Source organism: Xenorhabdus indica (genome assembly GCF_014467235.1).
Taxonomy (GTDB): domain Bacteria; phylum Pseudomonadota; class Gammaproteobacteria; order Enterobacterales; family Enterobacteriaceae; genus Xenorhabdus; species Xenorhabdus indica.
The window spans coordinates 83,571-109,058 of the sequence record NZ_NKHP01000001.1; the positions used below are offsets into that span (position 1 = coordinate 83,571).

A 25,488-nucleotide genomic window follows, 5' to 3' on the forward strand; every position below is an offset into this window, starting at 1 on the left:
TTTCTTATGTTTTTATCTTATATTGAAAATTAAGATGGCATTATTTTAAAGATCGTTAAAACCAGCTAATAATGGAAAATCGGGAATATCGTCGTTCATTATAATATCCAAAACCCCGTCGTTTTAAACGGGGTTTATCTGCATCATAACTTTATGATGATACTAATTTTTCTGAAAAATTAGTATTTTCTTCCTTGGTAATAAGCTTGATAAGCTTTCCTTCCGGTATTATATTTACACTCTCCATTTCCAATTTTTCCTTTAAAATACCATGTAATACCATACCTTTCAAAGGTGTTTGCGAAATTATTTGTAGGGTTAACAACATACATTTCATAAAGATTACCGGTAAGATGTTTTGGTACGTTTTCAACCTGACAATTATTTAGTGCCATTGCATTACTACTCAACAAAACACCCGCAGCCAATGCCCCAACTGTCAATAATTTCTTAAACATAAACATTCTCCTGTAATAGTTATAAAATTTGCAACTTAAATACATTAATGATCAAATTGTTTTTGATAATGCGCATTAAATCTAAAACATCATATGACGATGTTACAATTTTAAAATTTAGAAACTAGCTATATTTTTATATTCTGGATTAGAAATCTAATCCCTATTATCATAATTTATGATCAATAATGATTCTACTATTATTCACGCAAAGAAAATGATTTATTTATAATTGCAATGCAATGTACCATAACAACATTGATTTTAGGTGACTTGATTATTAACTCATTAACGATATCAAAAACCAAATATCTTAATAAAGATGGATGTAGACATTAAAGCGGGGAGATATTATAAAAATAATGGATACTTTAAATTTGCTTCATCCCACAATACCGATATCACCTGTTATCAATATGCAAGGACTAACCCGTGTTTATCAACATGGAGGGGAGGGCGAAGTATCGATTCTGAAAAATATCACTGCACAAATTTTTGCCGGTCAGAGTTGCGCTATTGTTGGCGCATCGGGTTCAGGCAAAAGCACATTACTGAATATTCTCGGTCTGCTGGATAAACCTACTTCGGGGGAATATTTTCTTTGCGGCGTTGATATGTCAACAGCCGATGCTGATCTTCGTGCCAGAATGCGTAATAAAGAAATTGGTTTTGTCTTTCAAAGTTTTCATTTGTTGGCCGGAATGACATCGACAGAAAATGTTGCTCTGCCGCTTCTTTACCGCGGTATTTCTGCCTCGCAGGCCCATAAAATTGCCAGAGAAAAACTGAACCTGGTAGGGCTTTCACACCGTGCCATGCATTATCCGGCAGATTTATCCGGCGGGCAACGTCAACGGGTGGCGCTCGCCAGAGCATTGGTCGGAGAACCTTCATTACTGCTGGCTGATGAACCGACCGGTAATTTGGATCAACAAACGGCAGAAGAAATTTTATTGCTGCTTTCTTCTCTTCACACAGAAAACGCGATGACGCTGGTTGTAATAACCCATGATGCTATGGTTGCAAACCATATGCAGCGCGAATTACGCATGATTGATGGTCAGTTGCATGAAACGAAAAGGATGACAACACATGCATGATAATCGTCAGTCCGGCAACTATGGCATGTCGGTATTAATGATGTGGAAAGAAGCCTGGCGTAACTTAATGGCAACAGGGAAAAGTTCTCTGCTTGCTTTATCGGGGATTGCTATTGGTTGTGCGTCTATTGTGGCATTTGTGAATACCGGACATAACGCCACACTGGCTGCGTTAAAGATGTTCAGTGGGCTGGATATCAATGTCATTACAACAAATTTTTACTCATATAATCATGGAATTGATAGTAACTCACTTAACATGGCCGATCTGACAACGGCTATTCCTGGTTTATCTTCAACAGCACCGTGGATCTATTCTCCTTCTTCTGGTCGATATAACGGGAAAACAGAAACATTTACCGTGATAGGTTCTTCTGCGGCACTGGAAGAAGTTATGCAATTGCGACTTCGTTATGGCCGATTCATCTCTGATTATGATCAGCACTCGCCTTATCTGGTCATTGGCAATGAAGTTGCGGTTACCCTTGGTGAAGGGGACCCATCCCGCATAATTGGCAAGCAGATTCAGCTTGGCAATTATTTATACACTGTCATTGGCATTTTCGATGTAAAAGGACAAAACCCTATCTTTCCTTTTTCTCTGGATTCGGTTGTGGTTGCTCCTATCAATGCCATGCGAAAAATCTCATCCAATATTGATCTGAACGGCATCATCGCCCGTACCATAACAAACGCAACCACAGAAACCGATGCAAAGGATTTATTGGCGTTGCTCAAACGAAAGTTTCCAGAGGTTAACATTGATGTTCGGGTTGCTCAGCAATTACTGAAAGGGCAGACAGAACAAAGTAAAACCTTTTCTTTTATGTTGATTGGGTTAGCCGGCATTTCGCTGCTCACTGGCGGCATTGCGATTTCGAATGTGATGCTGATGAACGTTTCGGCCCGGCGAAAAGAGATTGGGTTGCGAATGGCTTTAGGGGCAAGAACTCAAGATATCCGGCGTCTTTTTTTGTATGAAGCTGCGGCACTGACTTTTGCCGGCGCAATCCTAGGTGCGTTAGTCGGTGTCATCGTCGCCTTTCTTTTTGTTCTTTATTCTGGTTGGTCATTTTCTCTGGCTCCTTTATCTATTCCATTAGGAATAGGGAGTTCAATCGTAGCGGGGCTTATCTCCGGCTTTTATCCCGCGCATAAAGCCTCTCAAATGGAACCGGTACAGGCATTACGTGATGATTAAAAAATATTTCCTTTATAGCTCGTTGACTTTGTTTTTCTGTTTTCCTCAAACAGGAACCTTTGCATCTGAACAGGGACGATGGGTTTTATCAGAACCTGATTACAGTCTTAGCCGGGAAACTTCTGGAGAAGTGATCGGCTTGTCGTTGAGTGATGCGATATCGCTTGGTTTAAGGAATAACTATGCAATCCGCAGTATTTATCTGGATCGCATTGCGCAAAAATTTGATTTACGGGTGGCAGAGGATAGATTCACCCCCAAATTACAGCTAAGCGGACGTTACATTGCAGGTAAAAGTCAGGATTCAAGTTTCAGGAAAACTAACCTTTCTCCGAATGCCACATTGCTCACTCCTTTGGGAACGCGTTTCACACTTTCCTGGACGCGTGAGAACAATAACTCAAGGATAAACAAACTTCACAATGATGGCGCAAGTATTTCTGTGATACAGCCTCTTTTACGGGGAGCAGGAACCGATATTAATAATGCCCCAATCTTACTGGCAAAACTCCGGGAACAAACCAACCGATTGAATCTAAAAGCAACTATTTCCGATTCCATCACGCAAATTATTCTGGCATACCATGCGTTACTTCGTGCTCAGGAGCAACAGGCATTATCCATCGCTTCCCTTAAACGTATGCAGAGATTAGTGGAGACGAATAAAGAATTGATTGATGCCGGCAGAATGGCCCAGACAGATATCATACAGACGCAGGCTGATTTGGCCATGCAGGAACTATCGGCAAAAGAAGCTGAAAACAGTGTGCATACTGCCAAGCTGGCATTACTTAAGTTACTTGCCCTGAGCCTTAAAACCCCCATCCAGGCGACCGATACGCTGGAAGGCACTCACGTCAGTTTAAATGTTGAACAATCCATTAAAAAAGCGCAGGCTCAGCAGCCGGGTTATCTGATCCAGTTACTTTCCGCAAAAACGGCAGATATTCAATTATTACAGGCCAGAGATAACCAGCTCTGGGATTTATCATTGGTTGGAGGAACATCCCAGTATCGTTCATCCTCTTCTGAGGCCCGCAACTGGGAAAATTATGTGGGTATACAACTGGATATTCCAATCGGTGATATGACCCGGAAACAAGAGGAAGTTCAGGCCAGAGTAGAAGTCCAGAAGCAGGCGTTACATCTGGAAGAGGCCAAAATAAATCTGGAACAAAAAGTCATCAATGCCATCCGGGATACAGAATCACGCTGGCAGGAATATCAACTAGCAATAAAAGCCAGTTCACTTTCTCAAAAGAAACTCGAAATTGAACAGGAAAAATTACAGGCAGGGCGATCCAGTAACTTTCAGGTTCTGAGTTTTGAAACCGACTTGAGAAATGCCGAAAATGCACGCCTGAATACACTTATCCACTATCTCAATGCTCAGGCCGAACTGGATCAAATTCTTGGCACGACACTGGAAAGCTGGGAGATCGTTCTCAATGACTAAACGTTATCAATGGGCCATCGTTGGCGTACTTGTCATAGTAATTTGTTTTTTTGCCTTATTGTTCTCAGGGTATTTGTCCTCAAAAGAATCGTCAGATCAGGGATCAGTACAGTGGATTGAAGTAAAACACAACCTGATAGAAAAGCAATTAGGTCTGGTCGGCAAGCTGCAATCCGGGCGTCTCGAAACTATCCCTGCGCCATTTGATGCCATTATCAAACAAGTCTTGGTCAAAGAAGGGCAACAAGTGAAAGCTGGCCAGACATTAGTGATACTTGACACCCGCAAGCTGGATATTGAACTTCGGCAGGCGCAGGTTGAAATGATTAAAGCCTCATTTGCCGTTGAACAATTGCGTGATTGGGAAAACAGTCAGGAAGTCATCCGGGCCAGAAGAAATGTCGAAAATGCGAATCATATGGTGATGGAATTAAAAAATAATCTGGCAAAAACACAGGCGCTTTTTTCACGAGGTATCGTTCCACGAATGGAAGTAGAAAACCTTGAGCAGCAACTTCGTCGGCAACTCACGGAGCTCGCTTCTGTAAAGGATGATCTTGTATCAACCCGACAAAAAGGAAGCGCTAGCAATGTACGTGTTGCAGAGATGGAGCTGCAAAATGCAACCAGCCGCTATCAGGCGCTACAGGAACAATACACCCGTAAAGAAATCAAAGCGCCATTTTCCGGTGTCATACTCAGAGCAGCACAGGGAGAAAAGGGGAAGTTATTAACGATTCAGACCGGCGTGCGGGTTACCGATGGGATGCCTTTACTGGAAGTGATGGACACAACACAGTATCAGGTACTGGCAAAAGTTGAAGAAACTGATCTCGCCAAACTCAGAGAAGGGCAGGCAGTAAAAATTAGCGGAGAGGGGTTTTCCGATCACCCTTTGGATGGTGAAATTGAAACTATTGCCATGCAAAGTGTGAATAACGACAACCCCGGTTCGGCGATTTATTATGACGTTGTGATTAAAGTGACTTCACCCATGAAACAGGGTTACCCCATCAGACCCGGTATGAGTGCCAAAGTGAATATTATTACTTATCGCAATGAACGGGGCACTGTTGTGCCAGAAAAAGCATTAACTCACGATAGCAATGGACAAGTAACCGTAACCTGGCGTCCGAATTTAAAAAGCCCGGCTGTATCTCGTCGGGTAACTATCGGGGAAGCTATGCCGGAAGGTATGGAAGTTCATGGGCTGGAAGAGGGATTTATCGCGTTACCTCGTTGAAAATATTGATTTCAGATGTGGGCGAATAAACAGCTCCCGAAGGAGCTGAAATATAAAGCCACCAAGAGATAGCTTGAAAATTGAAGGGATATATTTTTATTCGCTTATCGCCAGATAATCGGTATAACCTTTCTCATTACCACCGAAAAATTCTTCTTTTATCGGCTGATTTAGTTCCAGCCCATTGGCAAGACGGTAGGGTAGATCGGGATTAGCAATAAAAGAGCGGCCAAACCCAATCAGATCTGCCCAACCTTTAGTCAGTGCTTCTTCAGCACGTTCCAGCGTGTATTTTCCAGAATATATCAGCGTACCGTGATAAAGCATGCGGAACGCTTCTTTGAAAGCGGCTGGCATAACAGGAGCGTCTTCCCAGTCAGCTTCCGCAATATGAATATAGGCTACTCCGATATCATTCAGCACACTCGCGGCAGCCAGATAAGTTGCTTCAGGGGTATCATCTTTTGAACCCATCAGAGTTGTGAGTGGTGCCAGGCGAACTCCTAGCTTATCTTTACCTATTGCAGCAGCTACTGACATAGCGACTTCTTTCAAAAAACGTAGCCGATTTTGCAGGGTTCCACCATACTCGTCATCCCGCAGGTTAGACTGGGAATCAATAAACTGATTAATCAGATAGCCATTCGCTGCATGAAGCTCTACGCCATCAAAACCTGCTGCAATAGCATTTTTTGCTGCTTGAATATAATCAGTTACGATATCTGGAATTTCATCAAGTGTCAGTGCTCGTGGCTGCGAATGTTGTACCATTTCACCGAAACCATGTTCAGGCCCACAACCCGCAATATCCACAAAAACTTTTACACCTTTTGCTTGAAGAGCAGAGGGAGAAACAGGCGCAGCGTTATTAGGTTGCAAAATTGTGTGTGAAACTCGTCCTACATGCCATAACTGGGCAAAAATTTTTCCACCTGCCTTATGCACTGCATCTGTTACTTTTTTCCATCCGATGACATGTTCAGGCTTATAAATACCCGGTGTCCAGGCATATCCTTGTCCCTGCTGACTGATTTGTGTTCCTTCACTGATAATAAGCCCGGCACTGGCTCGTTGTGCATAATATTTAGCCATTAAATCAGTGGCTATACCATCTATTCCTGCCCGCGAACGAGTCATCGGTGGCATTACAATACGATTAGATAACAATAAACCACTCAGAGAATAGCGTTCAAAAAGCATAATAAACCTCATCCTTCATTAGATTAGTTATCCCATTGAGAGGCAAGTCCTTCTGGATTAACGATACGTTCGTTACGATCAAGTGTGGCGATAGCGGTTAATTTGATTAATATGGGTTTTATTATCATGAGATAAGTCACTCTAAAAAAGAGCAATAAACGCAGAAGTCTTTTGCTGATCTTGCAAAGATGGCAAAAGCCATCTTCTGATATAGAACGAATAACTCAGTTTTTATCAAAGCGTGTTAATTTGTATGGATTTAACGCAGCTTGTTCTGTGTCATTTATTATTTCTTCCTGAGCCAGTCGGCATATCAGTGGTGCAAGTGTAATTGCTGCATGCATGCTGAGCATATATAAACCACGATAATCAGCAACTTTTCCGACGATGGGCATTTCATCTTTAGGAATTGGACGCATACCCACAGAAGCTTTTTCTAAACATAGACTATCACTGCCTGTAAAGGCTTTTTTTATGACAGGTAAAGCATTCATTGCGATACATGTAGCACTGTTTTCAGGACAGTCATTTAAATAATCTGCTGCAAGCAAAGTTGTTCCTGATATCGGACGTACTTCCATATCAGGAGAATGGTAGGGGATCATTTAGGAAGACAGGTAGCTTTATGATTATTTTAGAGTGGAAAAGGATAGTGAAGTAAGTGACCTGTTATTTAACATAATATACATTATGCGAACCTTCATTGTAACACCAATATAGTCATGTCACTTGCTATCCATTTAGAGCTGTCACAATGTCCCATTTTATCAGGGTCAGTGACTGACCAACCCCCATCTCATTTTCACAAAATTCATTTTTTCATTTCAATAAGGTAGTAGCTGCCATTTTCTGTGGAAAAATTCAAATTGTAGATATTTGTAATAGAGAATCCAGCTTGTTTTGCCATAAATTCAAATTCAGATTGGTACCTTTTCCGGCCTAACAGAAGAGTATCTATGTATAAATCAAATGACGCAGCATCATTGGGTCCTTTTATCATATCGATAACATATAAAATGGAATCCTCCCGCATTGCTTTATGGCAATTTTTGAGAATATCAATGGCTTTATTATCTGGCCAATCATCCAAAACATTTTTTATGCTATAAACATCATATCCCGATGGAATATCAGAAAAGAAATTGCCATTGATGAAAGTAACCCCTTCTGATTCTTTCCTTGTGAAATTATATTGATCCATGACGTAACATTGGATATGTGGATAATGCATTTTTATATTTTTTGAAAAAGATCCCTCCCCACCCCCGATATCGATAAATGAAGTAATGTTATTTAGAGGTATATGTTCAATAATATATTTATTTATCTTATCGGTCATTTTTGCCAATAATTCATCAAAAATTTTTTTAATATATTTATTATTTTCATGACTGAGGTAATCAAAAAATGGCTTATTATGAGTAAGTTCAAAAGCAGATTTTTCATTTGTTTTACTTAAGGATACACTGTATTGTGACCAAGCGTTCCAGAAGGCAGGGTCTAATTCGAACTTTATATATAATGTTTCAAAGCTGTTTGGATCACTGAGTGATGACCATTGTTCAGTAAGGTAAAATTTATCTTCTTTTTTTGTTAACACATTAAGTTTTTGCATATAATCCAATAATCTATGGAATCTATCTTGATAAACATGGCATAACTGAGAAATTTGTTCCACTGTTTTTCCATCTTGAGTACTTAAATATAATGGTGCTTTGCTGTCTACAAAAGCGAATAGTGCATTCGATTTACGATAGGCTGTAATCATTTCCAATGACATTATTATTCTCCTGATTCAGATTATTAAATCGATAGATTGATTTGCCTAATTTAGAAATCTGCCAGGTTTCAAGAAACATCTTTCGTTTTACTTCCCCTGGTTAATGCGCATACTCTAAAACCTCAAGTTAACTTGAAGTCAAGTCATATTTATCTAATTACATCTAATATTTTTATTAACTCTTTCCCTCAAATACTGAATTGGGATAAGGTGATAGATTCTTTTCCTTAATTCTATTTGGGAGAGATGTCCGGCCATGATAAAAACATCTTTGACCGGACAATATCGCCGTCAATAATCGCTTGCTATTCCTGCAATATCACTGACATTACACTGCCTCCGCTTCACAATCCATTGCCAATGCCATACTTAAGGTTTTAGCCAAAATGGTTTTATTTTTACTATCCTCCATCAGGCTAAAATGGTCGCCCGGTATAGATGTTAGCTGGAGCAAAGAATCAGGCACAATTTGCTTCCAGCCTAACGACGGTTCCGTACTCAAGGAGGGTAATGCAGCTTCCGTAACGAAAGGGAGTTGCGGATAAGATTCTCTTGCATAGAACTGGTGGAGTGTTATCGCCAAGGCTTGTGGTTCATATTTTTTGACCAGTTGCATATAATTTACCATCTGTTCCCAACGCCTTGCGATCAAGTCAGGACGCAGGTTCGGCGGGTAGAGTTCCAGTTCCTGCGCCGCGGCAATAAATTGCACCAAATTCAGTTTATCAATTCTCTGATGCAATACCGCAATTTCCTCTCTATGTTCCCTGCCCGATTGTTTTGCCAGTTCAACAAGAAACTGGAGTTTTGGTTGAATGACCTGATGCCTGAAACAGTGAGGGGCAGGCGTATCAATCAAACCCAGGAAATCGACGGTCTCACCGGCATTCAAAAGTTGTTGGGCAATGGCATAAGCCAGTACACCACCAGAAGAGTAACCGTAGATCCGGTATCGGCCTTCCGGTTGAACCGTCTTCATAAAGGCGATCATTTTGGTAGCCAATGCTTCAATAGTCGATATCTGTTCTTCATCAATGGACGGCCAAGGTAATGCATAAATCGGATAGTCTGATTGAATATGTTTAGCTAATCCAAAGATATAGGAGTAATCATCCATTCCACTGGGCACAAAGAATAACGGCGGTTCTGTTCCGGATGGCCGTACAGGTATCGCCCCGCTTTGCGGCTGAGACAGTGGATCTAATGTGATTTTTGATACCAGTTCAGCCAGTACAGGGAATTGGAATAGGTTATTCAGTGTACACATCAAACCACGACCTGCGGCAAGATTTATCATCCGCATAGCAAGCAGCGAGTGTCCACCCAACGCAAAGAAATTGTCATACCGGCTTATTTGCTCAACCTCCAGCAATTCACGCCAGATGGTTGCCAATGCAATCTCAACCTCCCCCTGTGGAGCTTCATAGGCTTGATGAGCAAAGGCATTTTGATCAGGCTCCGGCAGTGCCCGACGATCCAGCTTACCGTTAGGGGTCAGAGGAAATGCGTTCAGGCGTACAAAAGCCGCCGGCATCATATAATCAGGCAAAATAGCACTCAGATGTTCACGCAAACGGGCTACTAATCTGTTATCTTCTTCCGCCACAACATAAGCGATTAAACGTTTATCCTGCTTATTACCCAAAGTCAGTACGATAGCTTCACGCACTGCCGGGTACTCCACCAGCCGGGCTTCTATCTCACCCGGTTCAATACGGAATCCCCGGATTTTCACTTGCTGGTCGTTACGGCCAACAAATATCAGGTTACCATCCGGCAAGTAGCGGGCCAAATCGCCGGTGCGGTACATCCGTGCCCCCGGTGTCTGACTAAACGGGTCAGCCAGGAAGCATTCAGCGGTCAGATCAGGATGGTTAAGATAGCCACGCGCGACACCGTCACCACCAATATACAGCTCCCCTACCGCTCCCAGTGGAACCGGCTGACCACTGGCATCCAGAAGATAGACACAAGTGTTGGCTGTCGGACGTCCGATAGGAATTAATGTACCAATATAATCTGCCGGACAACGCCAAGTGGTGGCACATACCGTGATTTCCGTCGGGCCATAAGCATTGAACAGCGTAGCCCGGCCACGCAGTGCCTGGAGCAGCACCGCACTAGGAGCTTCCCCACCCAGTATCAATGTTGGTCTTCTGTTTATCGTCGGTAAATCCACACCATCCCTCAACAGAGCTGGTGTCAGGCAGGCATGAGTCACTGCCTGTTCTTGCAGATAATGCCAGAGGCGGCACGGATCTTGACGAACCGTGTCGGCAGGAATATCCAGGGTGGCACCACCACACAATGCCATCATGATTTCCAAGACGCTGGCATCGAAACCAAATGAAGCGAATTGCAACATCCGGCTATGAGAATGAATGTCAAATTGGCTGATTTTATCCCGGATAAGGTTGACCAACCCACGATGTTCAATCATCACCCCTTTCGGTATTCCGGTAGAACCAGAAGTATAAATCACATAGGCCAGATGCCGTGAAGTTAACGCAGGAACCTGCGGGTTGTTGTCCGATTGGTCAGGCAGGATATTCGGGTCAAGTACAGTTAATTTTGCCAGTGCTTCTTCACCCAATGCGGTACGCCCTGTATTATCCGCCAGTACTACCAACGGAGCGGCATCATTCAGCATATACGCCAGACGATCACTCGGATAGGCAGGATCCAGTGGTACGTAAGCGCCCCCCGCTTTCAGTACTGCCAATAGCGCCACTACCATCGCTGGCGAACGTGGCACACAAATCGCCACCCGCTGGTCCGATACTACCCCCAGAGAGATAAGCTGATGAGCTAACCGGTTAGCCTGAACATTCAGTTCTGCGTAGTTTAAGATGTGCTCCTGATGTATCACCGCTGTAGCATCTGGGGTTTTCTCCACCTGTTGCTCAAACAATTGATGGATACACACCTGTTCAGAATACGCTATTTCAGTCGCATTCCGCGTTTCCAGCAATAGTCTACGTTCCGCCGGTGACAAAATATCAATTTCCCTGATTGGTTGTTGTGGGTTAGCCACCATCATTTGCAATACGGTGTGCAAATACCCCACATACCGCTGGATTGTTTGTTGATCAAACAAGGCTGTTGCATAATTCAGAGTACCTACAATTCTGCCTTCTTCCTCAAACAGGTTAAGTTCAAGATCAAACTTGACCACATTAAAAACCTGATCAACTGGTAAGATTTCCAGCGCTGGCAATTTCCACTCTATTTTCTCATTGTTCTGCCAGGCAAACATTACCTGGAACAGCGGAGTATGCGCCAGTCTGCGCGGCGGTTGCACAATTTCCAACACCTGTTCAAATGGCAGATCCTGATTATCCTGTGCAGCTAACGTAGTTTGCCGAACACGTGCAAGTAATTCTGTCACATCCGGAGTGCCCGATAAGTCGATGCGTAAAGCCAATACATTGACAAAGAAACCTATCAGGGATTCAATTTCCTGACGACCACGTCCAGCACAAGGTGTACCGATAACCAGATCACTCTGACCTGACAGACGTGACAGAACCATAGCCCAAGCTGACAGAATAGTTATGAATAACGTCGTACCCTGCTGCTCACTCAGGCGCTTGAGGGATTTAGTCAACACTTCATCCAGATTGATGGGCAATGAACTCCCTATAAACGACTGCTGAGAAGGACGTGGACGATCGGTTGGTAAATCAAGCAGTATCGGTGTATCAGCCAACATGGTACGCCAGCAGTCAGATTGGGACTGTAAGCGTTCTATCGAAAGCCACTGACGCTGCCATGCAGCATAATCAGGATACTGAATCATCAACGGTGGTAGTGGATCAGGTTGACCTGTCAGAAAAGCCGTATAGAGTGCACTTAGCTCTGATTTCAGTATCCCTAAAGACCAACCATCAAAAATAATATGATGCAAGGTCAGCAGAAATACATAATCATCGTCTGCTAGCTGTATCAAACTGGAACGGATTAATGGCCCCTGAGTAAGATCAAACGATAGCCCAAACTCCTCCATACACAAACGCTTAAGTTGTCCATCCGCGTCAGGTACGCCTCGCAGATCATACTTCTTCATGGGCAAACCGGGTTCAGCCGGTAATAAAGCGACTTGGGGTTGACCATCAACCGTCACAAAGACAGAACGTAAAGCTTCGTGGCGAGCAAACAGAGCATTAAGCGCCCGCTGCCAGGCACTGATATCAAACTGACCACGCAAATGCTGTATTACAGGGATATGGTAAGTATCACTCACCCCTTCAAACTGCGCGAGGAACCACAGATGATGCTGGCTAAATGACAATGGCAAAGCACTATCGCGGGATACCGGTGTAATCTCAGGCAACCTGTCACTATTCTCATTACATTGTGTGTAGGTACGTTGTGTGTAGATCCTCTCCGCAAAAGCAGCCAGAGAGGGTGACATAAACAAGGTAACAAGCGGTAGTTCAACACCGAAAGCTGCCACACGGTTCATCACCCGTGCAGCCAACAACGAATGGCCCCCCAACGCGAAGAAATTATCATGTCGACTAATCTGTTCAACCCCTAACAACTCACGCCAGATAGCCGCTAACGCCGTTTCTATCTCTCCTTGCGGAGCTTCATGAACCTGACGGGCAAAGTCTTCCTCTCCCGGAGCTGGCAATGCCCGGCGATCCAACTTGCCGTTAGAGGTTAGCGGGAATGCGGTCAAACAGACGAAAGCCGCAGGCACCATATAATCAGGTAACAGAGCACTCAAATGCTCACGCAGGCTCACTGCCAATCCGTCATCCGGTTCTGCTAACACATAAGCGACCAAACGTTTATCTTGCCCATCACCCAGTGCTAATACCTGCGCTTCACGTACCGCAAAATGTTCTGTCAGCCGAGCTTCAATTTCCCCCGGTTCAATCCGAAAACCACGGATTTTAATTTGCTGGTCATTACGCCCCACAAATTCCAGATTACCATCCGGCAGATAGCGGGCCAAATCGCCGGTCCGATACATACGCGCAGCCGGTTTATCACTAAAAGGATCAGCCAGGAAGCGTTCAGCCGTGAGTTCAGGCCGATTAAGATAACCACAGGCAACACCGTCTCCACCAATATAAATCTCACCGATCGCCCCCAGTGGTACTGGCTGACCATAAGCGTTCAATAAATAGAGGCGTGTGTTAGCGATGGGTCGGCCAATGGGAAGTTTTGTCATATCTACCGGCAATTCAGTGATACGGTATGCCGTGGTAAACGTCGTTCCCTCACTCGGCCCATAGCCATTCAATAACTGCTGAGGCGGGCTATTACGCAGAACCTGAGCGATCACATGCGGATTAAGAATATCCCCTCCGACAATCAAGATATTGATCTGTGGGAGAACCGGAGACAACTCCGCTGCCAGTCGGTTAAACAATCCAACCGTCAGCCACAGGACAGTAATCCGGTGAACCTGTAAAACCTGTACAAATGCCTGGGGTGTCAATAAGGTTGCATGGTCGATGACCACCAGCGCGCCACCGTTAAGTAAAGGCGTCCAGACTTCGAAAGTACTCGCATCGAAAGCCGGATTAGCGGTAAAGGCAACCCGGTCATCCTGTCCGGTTTCAGCATAACCATTATTGATAACCAACCGAACCACCGCACGATGAGGCACTACCACGCCTTTGGGTGTACCGGTAGAGCCAGAGGTATACATGATATACGCCGATCCAGTGCTGGAAGCGGGTAAATCAAGATTGAGGCGATCTTCTTCCCTGATGGTGCTCATCTCACCAGAGAAACGAAATATCGGCACAGTCAGGAGGTCAGCCGGAATATCCGCCCACATATCGGTGAGCAGCAATTTGGCTGAACAATCTTTTATCAACCAGTTCTTCCGCTCGTCCGGTACACCAGGATCAATCGGGACATAAACAGCACCCGCCTTGAGAATAGCTAACTGAGCCACAACCAGCTCAATAGATCGCTCTAACAAGAGCGCAACATGTTCCCCCGGATAAACTCCTTGCTCAATTAATTGACGAGCCAGTCGATTAGCACAGATATTCAATTCCGCATAGCTAATGGATTGGTTTTCATATAGCAACGCTGTGGCATCCGGGGTATTCTCCACCTGTTGTTCAAACAGGTGATGAATGCACAGTTGGTCAGGATAAGTTGTTTCGGTCGCATTCCAGGTTTCCAGCAACAATGTGCGTTCAATTTCTGGCAGAATCTCCAACATCTGTACCGGCGTTTCCGGCGTTTGTTCAAGCGCTTCTGCCAAGCTCTCCAGAGCCTGTTGCATATAACTACATATTCTTTCTGGATCAAATGGTTGTACTACCTGAGCAGTCAGCCCCAAATTGGAACCACCATCCTCTACCGACAAGACAAACGGATAGTTGGTCCGCTCCTGTGCCCCAAGGAATTCAATTCCGCTGATGATCTCATCCGGCGTGACCGGCTGTGTATTATGTCGGTAATTCAACAGCGTATTAAACAGTGGTGTCCCACTGGCTACCCCACTGCAACGTTGAGCCAGCGCCAATGATGCATGTTCATGCGCTAATAATCCTGCCAATCGGGTATGAGCGGCCTGTACACTCTCTCGTACCGGAGTTTCATCTATATCCAATCGTAATGGCAGGGTATTAATAAACAGCCCCATGCCATTGTCGGCGCCTGCACCAGCCTGAATACGTCCGAACAACACTGTGCCAAATACCACTTGTTTCTGACCACTGGTACGCGACAATACCTGTGCCCAGGCCAAATGACACAGCGCCGCCACACTGACGCCCAAACGCCGAGCCTGATTACGCAGACGGTTATTCAGTGCAGGCGTCAGCATTCTGTGCGATTCCGTCACCTGCGAGCCGTCATGGTGTACTTCCGTTAATCCGAATGTCAGCGTCGGCTCATCCACCATCGCCAGCATATCGGTAAAGAAACGGGTATGTTCTTCCTGACTTATTCCCAGTTGAGCCTGAGCTACCAAAGTACGAAAAGGTACCGGAGCAGGCAGACCCTCTTCCCGTCCAGTAAGATAGGCCTGCACTTCGTGGTTCATCACTTCCAGCGTGGTATGGTCGCCAATCAGATGATGCAGCAATTGCAACAGGATCCAGCGTCCATCGGTTTCCTGTGCCACCGCAAAACGCAACAACGGTGCTTGACTAAGATCGATACGATACCGACGCGGGTCAAAACGTTGAGTCAACTGGTCACCGACAAGTCCGTCAATCGGGTTCAACACCAGTTCAGTGATTGATAAAGGTGCCCGACGGCAAACCACCTGCGCCGGAACGGACAATCCTTGCCAAACAAAAGCAGTACGCAGAATATCGTGGCGATCAACCACCTGTTGAACCGCGGCCAGATAACGATCCAGCAAACGCCGATCTGCAAAAGCCTGTTGCGTTATCAGCAAGTAGGGATCACCTTCATTCGCCAACAAATGGTGAAACAGAATGCCATCTTGTAGCGGTGACAGAGCATAGATATCCTGAATATTAGCCATTCCCCCCGGTATCTGATCAACAATACAGTCAATTTCAAGCTGAGTGAGGTCAATCAGCGGCAACATCTCCGGTGTTAACACAGACGTATCCGGTGTAATACCGTTATCAGGCACCTTGATCTCACAATGCTGAGACAAAGACTGAGCCAGTACATTTAATGTCGGATGCTGGAATAACGTTTGTACCGAAATGCCTAACCCCATACTCCGTAAACGCCCAATCATCCGTACTGCCAACAGCGAGTGGCCCCCCAGGGCAAAAAAGCTGTCGTGCCGGCTAATCCGCTCAATCTCCAGCAATTCACTCCAGATAGTAGCAAGCGCGTTCTCAATTTCCCCTTGCGGCGCTTCGTAAACCTGGCGGGCAAAAGCATGTTGATTGGGCGCCGGCAACGCTCTGCGATCCAATTTACCATTCGGTGTCAATGGGAATTCATCCAGACGTACAAAAGCTGCCGGAATCATATAATCCGGTAAAATATCACTCAGATATTCACGCAGACTGGCGGCCATCCCGTTATCCGTTTCTGCCACTATATTATTTGTCACTACATAGGCAACTAAGCGCTTATCCTGACCATCACCCGACGCCAGTACCAACGCTTCACTCACCGCCGGGTATTCAGTCAGGCGCGCCTCGATTTCCCCCAGTTCAACCCGAAAACCACGGATTTTAACTTGCTGGTCATTACGACCGGCAAACACCAGATTGCCATCCGGCAGGTAACGGGCTAAATCTCCGGTGCGATACATCCGGGCATCAGCGTCATCACTAAACGGATCTGTCAGGAAACGTTCAGCAGTGAGTTCAGGGCGATTGAGATAGCCACGGGCCACACCCACACCGCCAATATATAACTCACCTACCGCGCCCAGCGGTGCCGGCTGACCGTGTTTGTCCAACAGATAGACACGTTTGTTAGTTGCTGGTCTACCGATGGGAATTAATCCTCTTGTATAGTCTGACGGACAATTCCAGGTGGTGGCGCAAACGGTGATTTCCGTCGGGCCATAAGCATTGAACAGCGTGGCCTGACGGTTTAATGTCTGGATTAGCGCCGGACTGGGTGCTTCACCGCCCAGTATCACGGTCGGCTTTATCGCCAGCGCCGGTAAATCAGCCCCATCCCGCAGCAGGGCGGGTGTCAAACAAGCGTGCGTCACCGACTGCTCTTCAAGATACTGCCAGAGGCGGTGCGGGTCTTGCCGGATTGTTTCAGTCGGAATAATCAGCATAGCTCCACTGCTTAACGCCATCATGATTTCCCAGACGCTGGCATCAAAGCCAAATGAAGCAAACTGCAACATCCGGCTGGTAACACCAACATCAAACTGAGCAATGTGTTCCAGCGTTAAGTTAACCAGACTCTGATGTTCAATCATCACCCCTTTCGGTCTGCCGGTGGACCCGGAAGTGTAGATCACATACGCCAGATGCCGTGAGGTGAGATCAAAAAGTTGCGGGTTACTGTCCGGTTGATTTGGTAAGGAATTTGGATCGATTACAATCAGTGTCTTCAATGTTTCTTCACTCAGTGCCGCCCGTCCAATATTATCCGCCAGTACTATAGTTGGTGCAGCATCAGTGAGCAGATAAGCTAAACGTTCACACGGATAAGCCGGATCCAATGGCACATAAGCACCACCTGCTTTCAGCACCGCCAGTAATCCTACTATTCTCTCCAGTGATCGTGTCACACAAATAGCCACTGGTTGATCTGGTACTACACCTAATACAATCAATTGATGTGCTAATCGGTTGGCACGAGTATTCAATTCAGCATAGCTGAGCATCTGGTTTTCATACCTTACTGCTATCGCGTCCGGGATTCTCTCTACCTGTTGTTCAAACAACTGATGAATACAGACATGGTCAGGATATGGGGTTTCTGTGGCGTTCCAGGTTTCCAGCAACAACTGACGCTCTGCTGGTGCCAAGAGATTAATTTCCCCGATCGGCTGCTGAATATTAGCGACCATCGCTTGCAGTATTGTGTGCAAATATCCAACATGTCGTTCGATTGTCGATTGATCAAACAGAGCGGTTGAATAACCGAGATAACCGACAACCCTGTCCTCCTCTTCAAACAGATTAAGTTCAAGATCAAACTTAACGACATCAAAAGGTTGATCGATCTGTGAAATTGTCAGCCCCGGTAATCTCCATTCCACAATCTCGTTGCTCTGCCAGGCAAACATCACCTGAAACAATGGGGTATGCGACAGCCTACGCGGGGGTTGTACAATTTCTACCACTTGTTCAAAGGGTAAATCTTGATGCTCCTGGGCCGCCAGCGCGGTTTGCCGCACACGCGACAGCAACTCCGTCACATTAGGCTCACCCGATAAGTCGATACGCAACGCCAAAGTATTAACAAAGAAACCCATCAAGGATTCCACTTCCTGACGGCTGCGACCAGCACTGGGTGTACCGATGACCAAATCATCCTGACCGGACAAACGAGACAAGACTATTGACCAGGCTGATAGCAAGGTCATAAATAACGTGATCCCCTGTTGTTCACTCAGACGCTTAAGGGATGCCGTTAACTCTGTGTCCAGATTGATAGGCCACAGGTTCCCTGCAAACAATTGTTCGGGAGGTCGTGGTCGATCGGTTGGCAAATCCAGCAAGACTGGCGCGTCAGCCAACACCATTCGCCAATAATCAGATTGAACCTGAACCCTCTCAGCAGAAAGCCATTGACGCTGCCATGCCGCATAATCAGGGTATTGGATGACCAACGGCGGCAACGGATCAGGCTGTTGGTTTAGGCAGGCTGAATAAAGCGCACTCAGTTCTGATTTCAATATCCCTAAAGACCAGCCATCGGACACAATATGGTGTTGGGTCAACAGGAAGACATACTCATCGTCAGTCAGTTGTATCAGAACAGAACGAATTAAGGGACCGCAGGCAAGATTAAACGGCATTTTAGCTTCCTGCTCGCACAAATGCTTAAGTTGCTCATCCACCTCAGAAGCTTTACGCAGATCGTATTTTTTCATCGGAAGACCAAATTCCATCGGCAGGAGTTCAACCTGAGGCTGCTCGTTTACTGTGATAAAAACGGAACGTAATGCTTCATGACGGGCAAACAGGTGATTCAGTGCCTGCTGCCAGGCATGAATATCAAGCTGGCCTCGTAAACGCAGTGCCAACGGAATATGGTAGGTATCACTAATCCCCTCAAATTGCGCCAGAAACCACAGCCGCTGTTGCGCGAATGACAGGGGTAGCGCTGCGTCATGGGGTGTCGGTGTGATGGCGGGCAATACTCCACTCTGTTCATTTAAACGCTCATCAACCGCCTTAGCAAAAGCCAGCAAAGCAGGCGCTTTAAATAATGTGGTCAGCGGCAGTTCAGCACCGAAAGCCGCGACACGGTTCATCACTCTCATCGCCAACAACGAATGACCACCCAGAGCAAAGAAATTATCATACCGACTGATTTGCTCAACATCCAACAACTCACACCAGATAGCTGCCAAGGCAATTTCAGTTTCCCCTTGCGGCACTTCATAGACCTGACGGGCAAAGTTTTCCTCTCCCGGCACAGGCAATGCCCGACGATCCAGTTTACCATTCGGCGTCAACGGGAATTCATCTAAACGGACAAAAGCCGCTGGCACCATATAATCAGGCAAGATTGCGCTTAAGTGGGCACGCAGATCGTTGATTAATCTGTCATCTGCTTGCGCTACGATATAGGCGACCAGCCGTTTGTCCTGGCTGCCATCTAGTACCAGCACCGCAGCCTCACGTACCGCAGAATACTCCTTCAACCGAGTTTCAATTTCCCCCAGTTCAATCCGGAAACCACGGATTTTCACCTGCTGGTCGTTACGGCCCAGAAATTCCAGATTGCCGTCCGGCAGATAGCGGGCCAAATCGCCGGTCCGATACATGCGCGCAGCCGGTTGGTCACTAAAGGGATCAACCAGGAAGCGTTCAGCCGTGAGTTCAGGCCGATTAAGATAACCACAGGCAATGCCGTCTCCACCGATATAAATCTCACCAGTCGCCCCCAGTGGCACAGGTTGACCATAAGCGTTCAACAAATAGAGGCGTGTGTTAGAGATTGGCCGACCAATGGGAAGCTTTGTCGTCCCTACTGGCAACTCAGTGATACGGTATGTCGTGGTAAACGTCGTTCCCTCACTCGGCCCATAGCCATTCAATAACTGCTGAGGCGGGCTATTACGCAGGACCTGAGCGATCACATGCGGATTAAGAACATCCCCTCCGACAATCAAGATATTGATCTGTGGAAGAACCGGAGCCAACTCCGCTGCCAGTCGGTTAAACAATCCAACCGTCAGCCACAGGACAGTAATCCGATGGGTCTGTAAAACCTGTATAAACGCCTGAGGTGTCAACAAGGTAACGTGGTCAATGATCACTAGCGCGCCACCGTTGAGCAAAGGCGTCCAGACTTCGAAAGTACTCGCATCGAAAGCCGGATTAGCGGTAAAGGCAACCCGGTCATCCTGTCCAGTTTCAGCATAACCATTATTGATAACCAACCGAACTACCGCACGATGAGGTACTACCACGCCTTTGGGTGTGCCAGTCGAGCCAGAGGTATACATGATATACGCTGATCCAGTACTGGAAGCGGGTAAGTCAAGATTGAGGTAATCTTCTTCCCTGATGGTGCTCATCTCAGCAGAAAAACGCAATAACGGAACAGCCAGGAGACCAACCGGAATATCCGCCCACATATTGGTAAGTAGCAATTTAGCTGAACAATTTTTTATCAACCAATTCTTGCGTTCGTCCGGTACACCAGGATCAATCGGGACATAAGCAGCGCCCACCTTGAGAATAGCTAACTGAGCTACTACCAACTCAACGGAACGCTCTAACAAGATCGCAACATGCTCACCCGGATAAACTCCTTGCTCAATTAACTGACGGGCCAGCCGATTAGCACAGATATTCAGTTCCATATAACTGAGGATTTGCTCTCCCGCGATCAGTGCTGTAGCAACTGGCGTTTTCTCTACTTGTTGTTCAAACAACTGATGAATGCATAACTGTTCAGGATACGGTGTTTCTGTGGCATTCCAGGTTTCCAGCAATAATGTACGTTCCGCTTCGGGCAAAATGTTCAATGCCCGTACTGGTGTTTCTGGTGCCCGCTCCAGCGCTTCGACCAGACTTGCCAGCGCCTGTTGCATATAACCACATACTCGATCCGGCTCAAATGGCTGTACTACCTGCGCGGTCAGCCCCAGAGTAGCCCCACCGTCCTCTACCGACAGTACAAACGGATAGTTGGTTCGTTCTTGTTCCCCCAGGAATTCGATACCCGGTACAACCTTATGTGGGATCAGCGGCTGCTCATTATGCCGGTAGTTCAACAGGGCACTAAACAGTGACGTGCCGCCCGCTATCCCACTACAACGTTGAGCCAGCGCCAGTGAGGCATGTTCATAATCCAACAATCCTGCCAGTCGGGATTGTGCCAGTCGTACACTGTCATGTACTGACGTGTCATCCATATCCAGCCGCAACGGCAACGTATTGATAAACAGCCCCATGCCGCTATCGGCTCCTTCCCCCGCCGCCATGCGCCCAAACAATACCGTGCCAAACACCACTTTTTCCTGACCACTGGTTTGCGACAACACCTGCGCCCAGGCCAAATGACACAATGTTGCCACACTGACACCCAGGCGTTTTGCCTGTTGGCGAAGGCGGTTGTTTAACTCCGGTGGTAACATCCGGTGCGATTGTGTGACATGTGAACCATCACGATGCACCTCGGTTAGGCCAAACGGCAGCGTTGGTTCATCTACGTCAGCCAGCATGTCGGTAAAGAAGCGGGTATGTTCTGCCTGATTGACATTCAACCGGGCCTGCGCCACCAGATTGCGGAAAGGCACCGGTATTGGCAAGTTGTCATCCTGTCCGACAAGGCAGGCCTGCACTTCGCGGTGCATTACTTCCATTGTCGTATGGTCGCCAATCAGGTGATGCTGCAATTGCAGCACATGCCAACGGCCATCTGTTTCTTGTGCTCCTGTTTCTTGTGCGACTACAAAGCGCAATAACGGAGCCTGACTCAGATCAAAACGATACTGACGTGGGTCAAAACGGTGAGACAATTGCTCACCCACTGGCCCGTTAGCCGGATCCAGGGTCAGTTCAGTGACCGATAAAGGCACTTGACGCCAGACCACCTGCACCGGTGCAGATAATCCCTGCCAGATAAATGAGGTTCGCAGGATATCATGGCGATCAACCACCTGTTGCACTGCTGCCAGATAACGCTCCAGCAGTGCCCGGTCAGCAAAAATCATCGGATAGGCCAGCAGATAGGGGTCACTTTCCCTCGCCAACAGATGATGGAATAAAATACCGTCCTGCAATGGCGACAGAGCATAGATATCCTGAATATTGGTAATCCCGCCCGGCACCTGTTCAACAATAAGGTCAATCTCAGACTGAGTCAGATCAATCAGCGGCAACATTGCCGGTGTCAGCACAGTGCTCTCTGGGGTAATGACATTCAGCGGTACTACTACAATTTGATGTTGATCCAATGTCTGGGCCAGTTCTGACAATACTGGGCATTGAAACAGGTTACTGGCGGCCAGTGTCAATCCCATACTGTGCAGGCGTTCAATCATCCGTACGCCGAGCAAAGAGTGTCCACCTAACGCAAAGAAACTGTCATGTCGGCTAATACGTTCAATACCCAGTAATTCACTCCAAAGGGTCGCCAGAATCATCTCCATCTCTCCTAACGGCGCTTCATAAACCTGACGAGCGAAGGCGTCCGCCCCCGGTATCGGTAACGCCCGGCGATCCAATTTACCATTCGGTGTCAATGGAAATTCATCCAGACGCACAAAGGCCACCGGTACCATATAATCCGGCAACCGCGTACTCAGATGTTCACGCAGACGAACGGCCAGTCCTTCATTCTCTTGGGTCAGCACATAAGCAACCAGTTGTTTGTCAAGCCCCTCCCCTAACGCTAGCACCACAGCTTCACGTATCGTCGGATATTCCACCAGCCGAGCCTCAATTTCTCCCGGTTCAATCCGGAAACCACGGATTTTCACCTGCTGGTCATTACGGCCCAGGAATTCCAGATTGCCGTCCGGCAGATAGCGGGCCAAATCTCCGGTTCGGTACATACGTGCATTCGGTTTATCGCTAAATGGATCTGGGAGAAAGCGTTCAGCGGTCAGTTCAGGACGATTGAGATAACCGCAGGCCACTCCGTCACCCCCGATATAAATCTCACCGCTCATCCCCAACGGCACCGGCTGACCATCCGTATCCAACAAATAAATTCGGGTGTTGGCAATGGGGCGGCCAACAGGAATAGAAGTTGTACCCGATGTTAACGCCTGAATACAGTAAGTCGCGGTAAACGTGGTTCCCTCACTTGGACCGTAGGCATTCAATAACTTTTGTGGTGGATTTTTACGCAGGACTTGAGCAATAACATGTGGATCGAGGACATCTCCCCCGACCAGCAGCATTTTAAGTTGAGGCAGTACCGGGAATAGCTCCTCCACCAGTCGGTTAAACAGCCCGACACTCATCCACAAGACTGTAATGCGATGCACCTGTAACGCCTGAACAAAATCCCGCGGCGTCAGCAACGTGATATGATCAATAACCACCAGCGCAGCACCATTAAGCAACGGTGCCCAAACTTCAAAGGTGCTGGCATCGAAAGCCGGATTAGCGGCGAAAGCAATCCGGTCATTGGGTTCGATGTCAGCATAACCATTATTGATAACCAACCGGACGACAGCCCGATGAGGCACAATGACCCCTTTTGGTATACCAGTCGAACCAGAGGTGTACATGATATATGCTGGTCCGGTACTGGCTCCCAATAAATCAAGATTATGATGCTCTTCTTCCCGGATCGGTTCTGTCTCACAGGTAAGACGGAGCCGCGGAACAACTAATTCAGCCGGGATCTCCGCCTGCATATCAGTCAGCAGTAATTTGGCGGCACAATCGTTTATCAGCCAGTTTTTCCGTTCATCCGGTATGTTGGGATCAACAGGGACATAAACCGCACCAGCCTTAAGGATAGCTAACTGAGCCACCACCAATTCAATTGAGCGTTCTAACAGGATCGCTACATGGTCACCCAGGCAAATCCCCTGTTCAATCAATTGACAGGCCAGCCAGTTGGCTCGGACATTCAATTCCGCATAGCTCAGTGTTTGATCCCCGGCGATTAACGCTATGGCAGCCGGGGTTTTCTCTACCTGTTGTTCAAACAACTGATGAATACAGACATGGTCAGGATATGGGGTTTCTGTGGCGTTCCAGGTTTCCAGCAACAAGGTACGTTCAGCCTCAGATAACCCATTAAACTTTCCCGCAAATATGTCATCACTCATCTTTCCTGACGACACATTCACTAACCCCGCTTCAAGGGTATTTCCCATGTTGGTAATACTGTCTTTCATCTACTTACTACCTCAACGAATCTATTGGATATTTGAAAATTGTTATTCCCAGAAACCATCAAAAATGTTTTTCTTTTATTCTTAGGAGAAATAACAACGGGCACGCCAAGCATCGAAAGATGCTCAGGCAATATTTTTCTCAGGTGTTGGATGTCATATTCCGGTTAATAACCGAACAACAAAAAATTATGTGACAATCATTTTCCAGACAGCGGAATAAATGGTTAATTTGATGAACGGGAAGAAGATATTCCATTTTTTTCTTTTTTTTCCTTTTTTAGATAAGCGTCTTTGATCTAACGCAATTTTTTATTAATTGACGCTGAATTCCACAACTAAATAAAAATGGATATTGAATATATCTACTGGCATGAACGCTAAGTCCTTGCTGTATTTTTTCCATTTAGTATTAATTTCTAATTGAAATTATTTCAGATGAAATCTGGAGATGATAAATATTAATAGCATCTAACAATCAAGGAATAAGGTAATTCGAATAAAAATATCATTTATCATTATGTTGTAATAAGTTCATGTATACTTTCCCATATAAAAAATAAACTAACTTCACTACATATTATTTTATAATAATCAAATTTCACAACTAATGTAAATGTAAACATTAATTATATTTAATGCCAAAATGAAAATATTTCAAATAAACACTAATAATAGGAAAATATTATGAATGTGAAAATTCATTTAATTAAATACCTATGACAAAAAATATTAAAATAAAAAATAATATAACTAATTATTTGCTGTATATATCTCTTATTTCCATTAATGGCAAAATGAGTGACATGATCTAATTAGCCTTGATGATTGCTCTGGATGGGATGATTGAGAATTTGGCATTATTCCGACATCTCGTTTTGAATATGCTCAAACCAAGTGATTGGGGGCCAGACAAAGAAATAAGCTCAAAAAAGCAGGCTGGAGGGATAATTATCGTGCAAAAATAAGGGGTGGCTTAGGAACGACAAAATAAGATTTTCTTTCTAAGAAATCGAGGATTTATTGTTGAACAATCATGTCCATATCAAGACCCGGATGGTTTGGATTTAGAGAAAATTACTGAAACTCTTCAATAATCTTCCGGCTAATTAAAATGGCCGAAACGAC

At 45.9% G+C, this 25,488-nt stretch carries 9 protein-coding genes; 4 read left to right on the plus strand and 5 right to left on the minus strand.

The annotated features are described in order from the left end of the window. Positions 1–179: 179 nt before the first annotated feature. Entirely contained in the window at positions 180–458 is a 279-nt protein-coding gene (locus Xind_RS00335; RefSeq protein ID WP_099135316.1) for an LCI fold-containing protein, read from the minus strand. A gap of 362 nt (positions 459–820) precedes the next feature. Between Xind_RS00335 and Xind_RS00340 the strand changes: the two genes are divergently transcribed. Genes Xind_RS00340 through Xind_RS00355 form a run of 4 tightly spaced genes read left to right on the plus strand, consistent with a single transcriptional unit; the run spans position 821 to position 5,458 of the window. Next, the gene (locus Xind_RS00340; protein ID WP_047681536.1) at positions 821–1,558 is read left to right on the plus strand and encodes an ABC transporter ATP-binding protein; all 738 of its coding nucleotides are present in this window, start codon (positions 821–823) and stop codon (positions 1,556–1,558) included. After that, on the plus strand, positions 1,551–2,759 hold the full coding sequence (locus Xind_RS00345; protein ID WP_187649228.1) for an ABC transporter permease: 1,209 nt from the start codon (positions 1,551–1,553) through the stop codon (positions 2,757–2,759). The genes Xind_RS00340 and Xind_RS00345 overlap by 8 nt, the downstream gene beginning before the upstream one ends. Further along, positions 2,752–4,215, plus strand: coding sequence for a TolC family protein (locus tag Xind_RS00350; RefSeq protein ID WP_187649229.1), 1,464 nt, complete (start codon positions 2,752–2,754; stop codon positions 4,213–4,215). The genes Xind_RS00345 and Xind_RS00350 overlap by 8 nt, the downstream gene beginning before the upstream one ends. Further along, positions 4,208–5,458, plus strand: coding sequence for an HlyD family secretion protein (locus Xind_RS00355; protein ID WP_187649230.1), 1,251 nt, complete (start codon positions 4,208–4,210; stop codon positions 5,456–5,458). Before Xind_RS00350 ends, Xind_RS00355 begins: the two co-directional genes overlap by 8 nt. Positions 5,459–5,554: 96 nt before the next feature. On the opposite strand, the gene Xind_RS00360 is transcribed toward Xind_RS00355, so the two are convergent. From Xind_RS00360 to Xind_RS00375, 4 genes are all read right to left on the minus strand, one after another. Then, on the minus strand, positions 5,555–6,658 hold the full coding sequence (locus Xind_RS00360; protein ID WP_187649231.1) for an alkene reductase: 1,104 nt from the start codon (positions 6,656–6,658) through the stop codon (positions 5,555–5,557). Between the two features lie 224 nt (positions 6,659–6,882). Further along, positions 6,883–7,209: an FAD-binding oxidoreductase/lyase gene (locus Xind_RS20775; RefSeq protein ID WP_246432431.1), complete on the minus strand. Its 327-nt coding sequence runs from the start codon at positions 7,207–7,209 to the stop codon at positions 6,883–6,885. A 260-nt stretch (positions 7,210–7,469) separates the two neighbouring features. Next, on the minus strand, positions 7,470–8,438 hold the full coding sequence (locus Xind_RS00370; protein WP_187649232.1) for a methyltransferase: 969 nt from the start codon (positions 8,436–8,438) through the stop codon (positions 7,470–7,472). Positions 8,439–8,766: 328 nt separating this feature from the next. Beyond that, entirely contained in the window at positions 8,767–24,363 is a 15,597-nt protein-coding gene (locus Xind_RS00375) for a non-ribosomal peptide synthetase (RefSeq protein WP_187649233.1), read from the minus strand. Positions 24,364–25,488 lie beyond the last annotated feature (1,125 nt).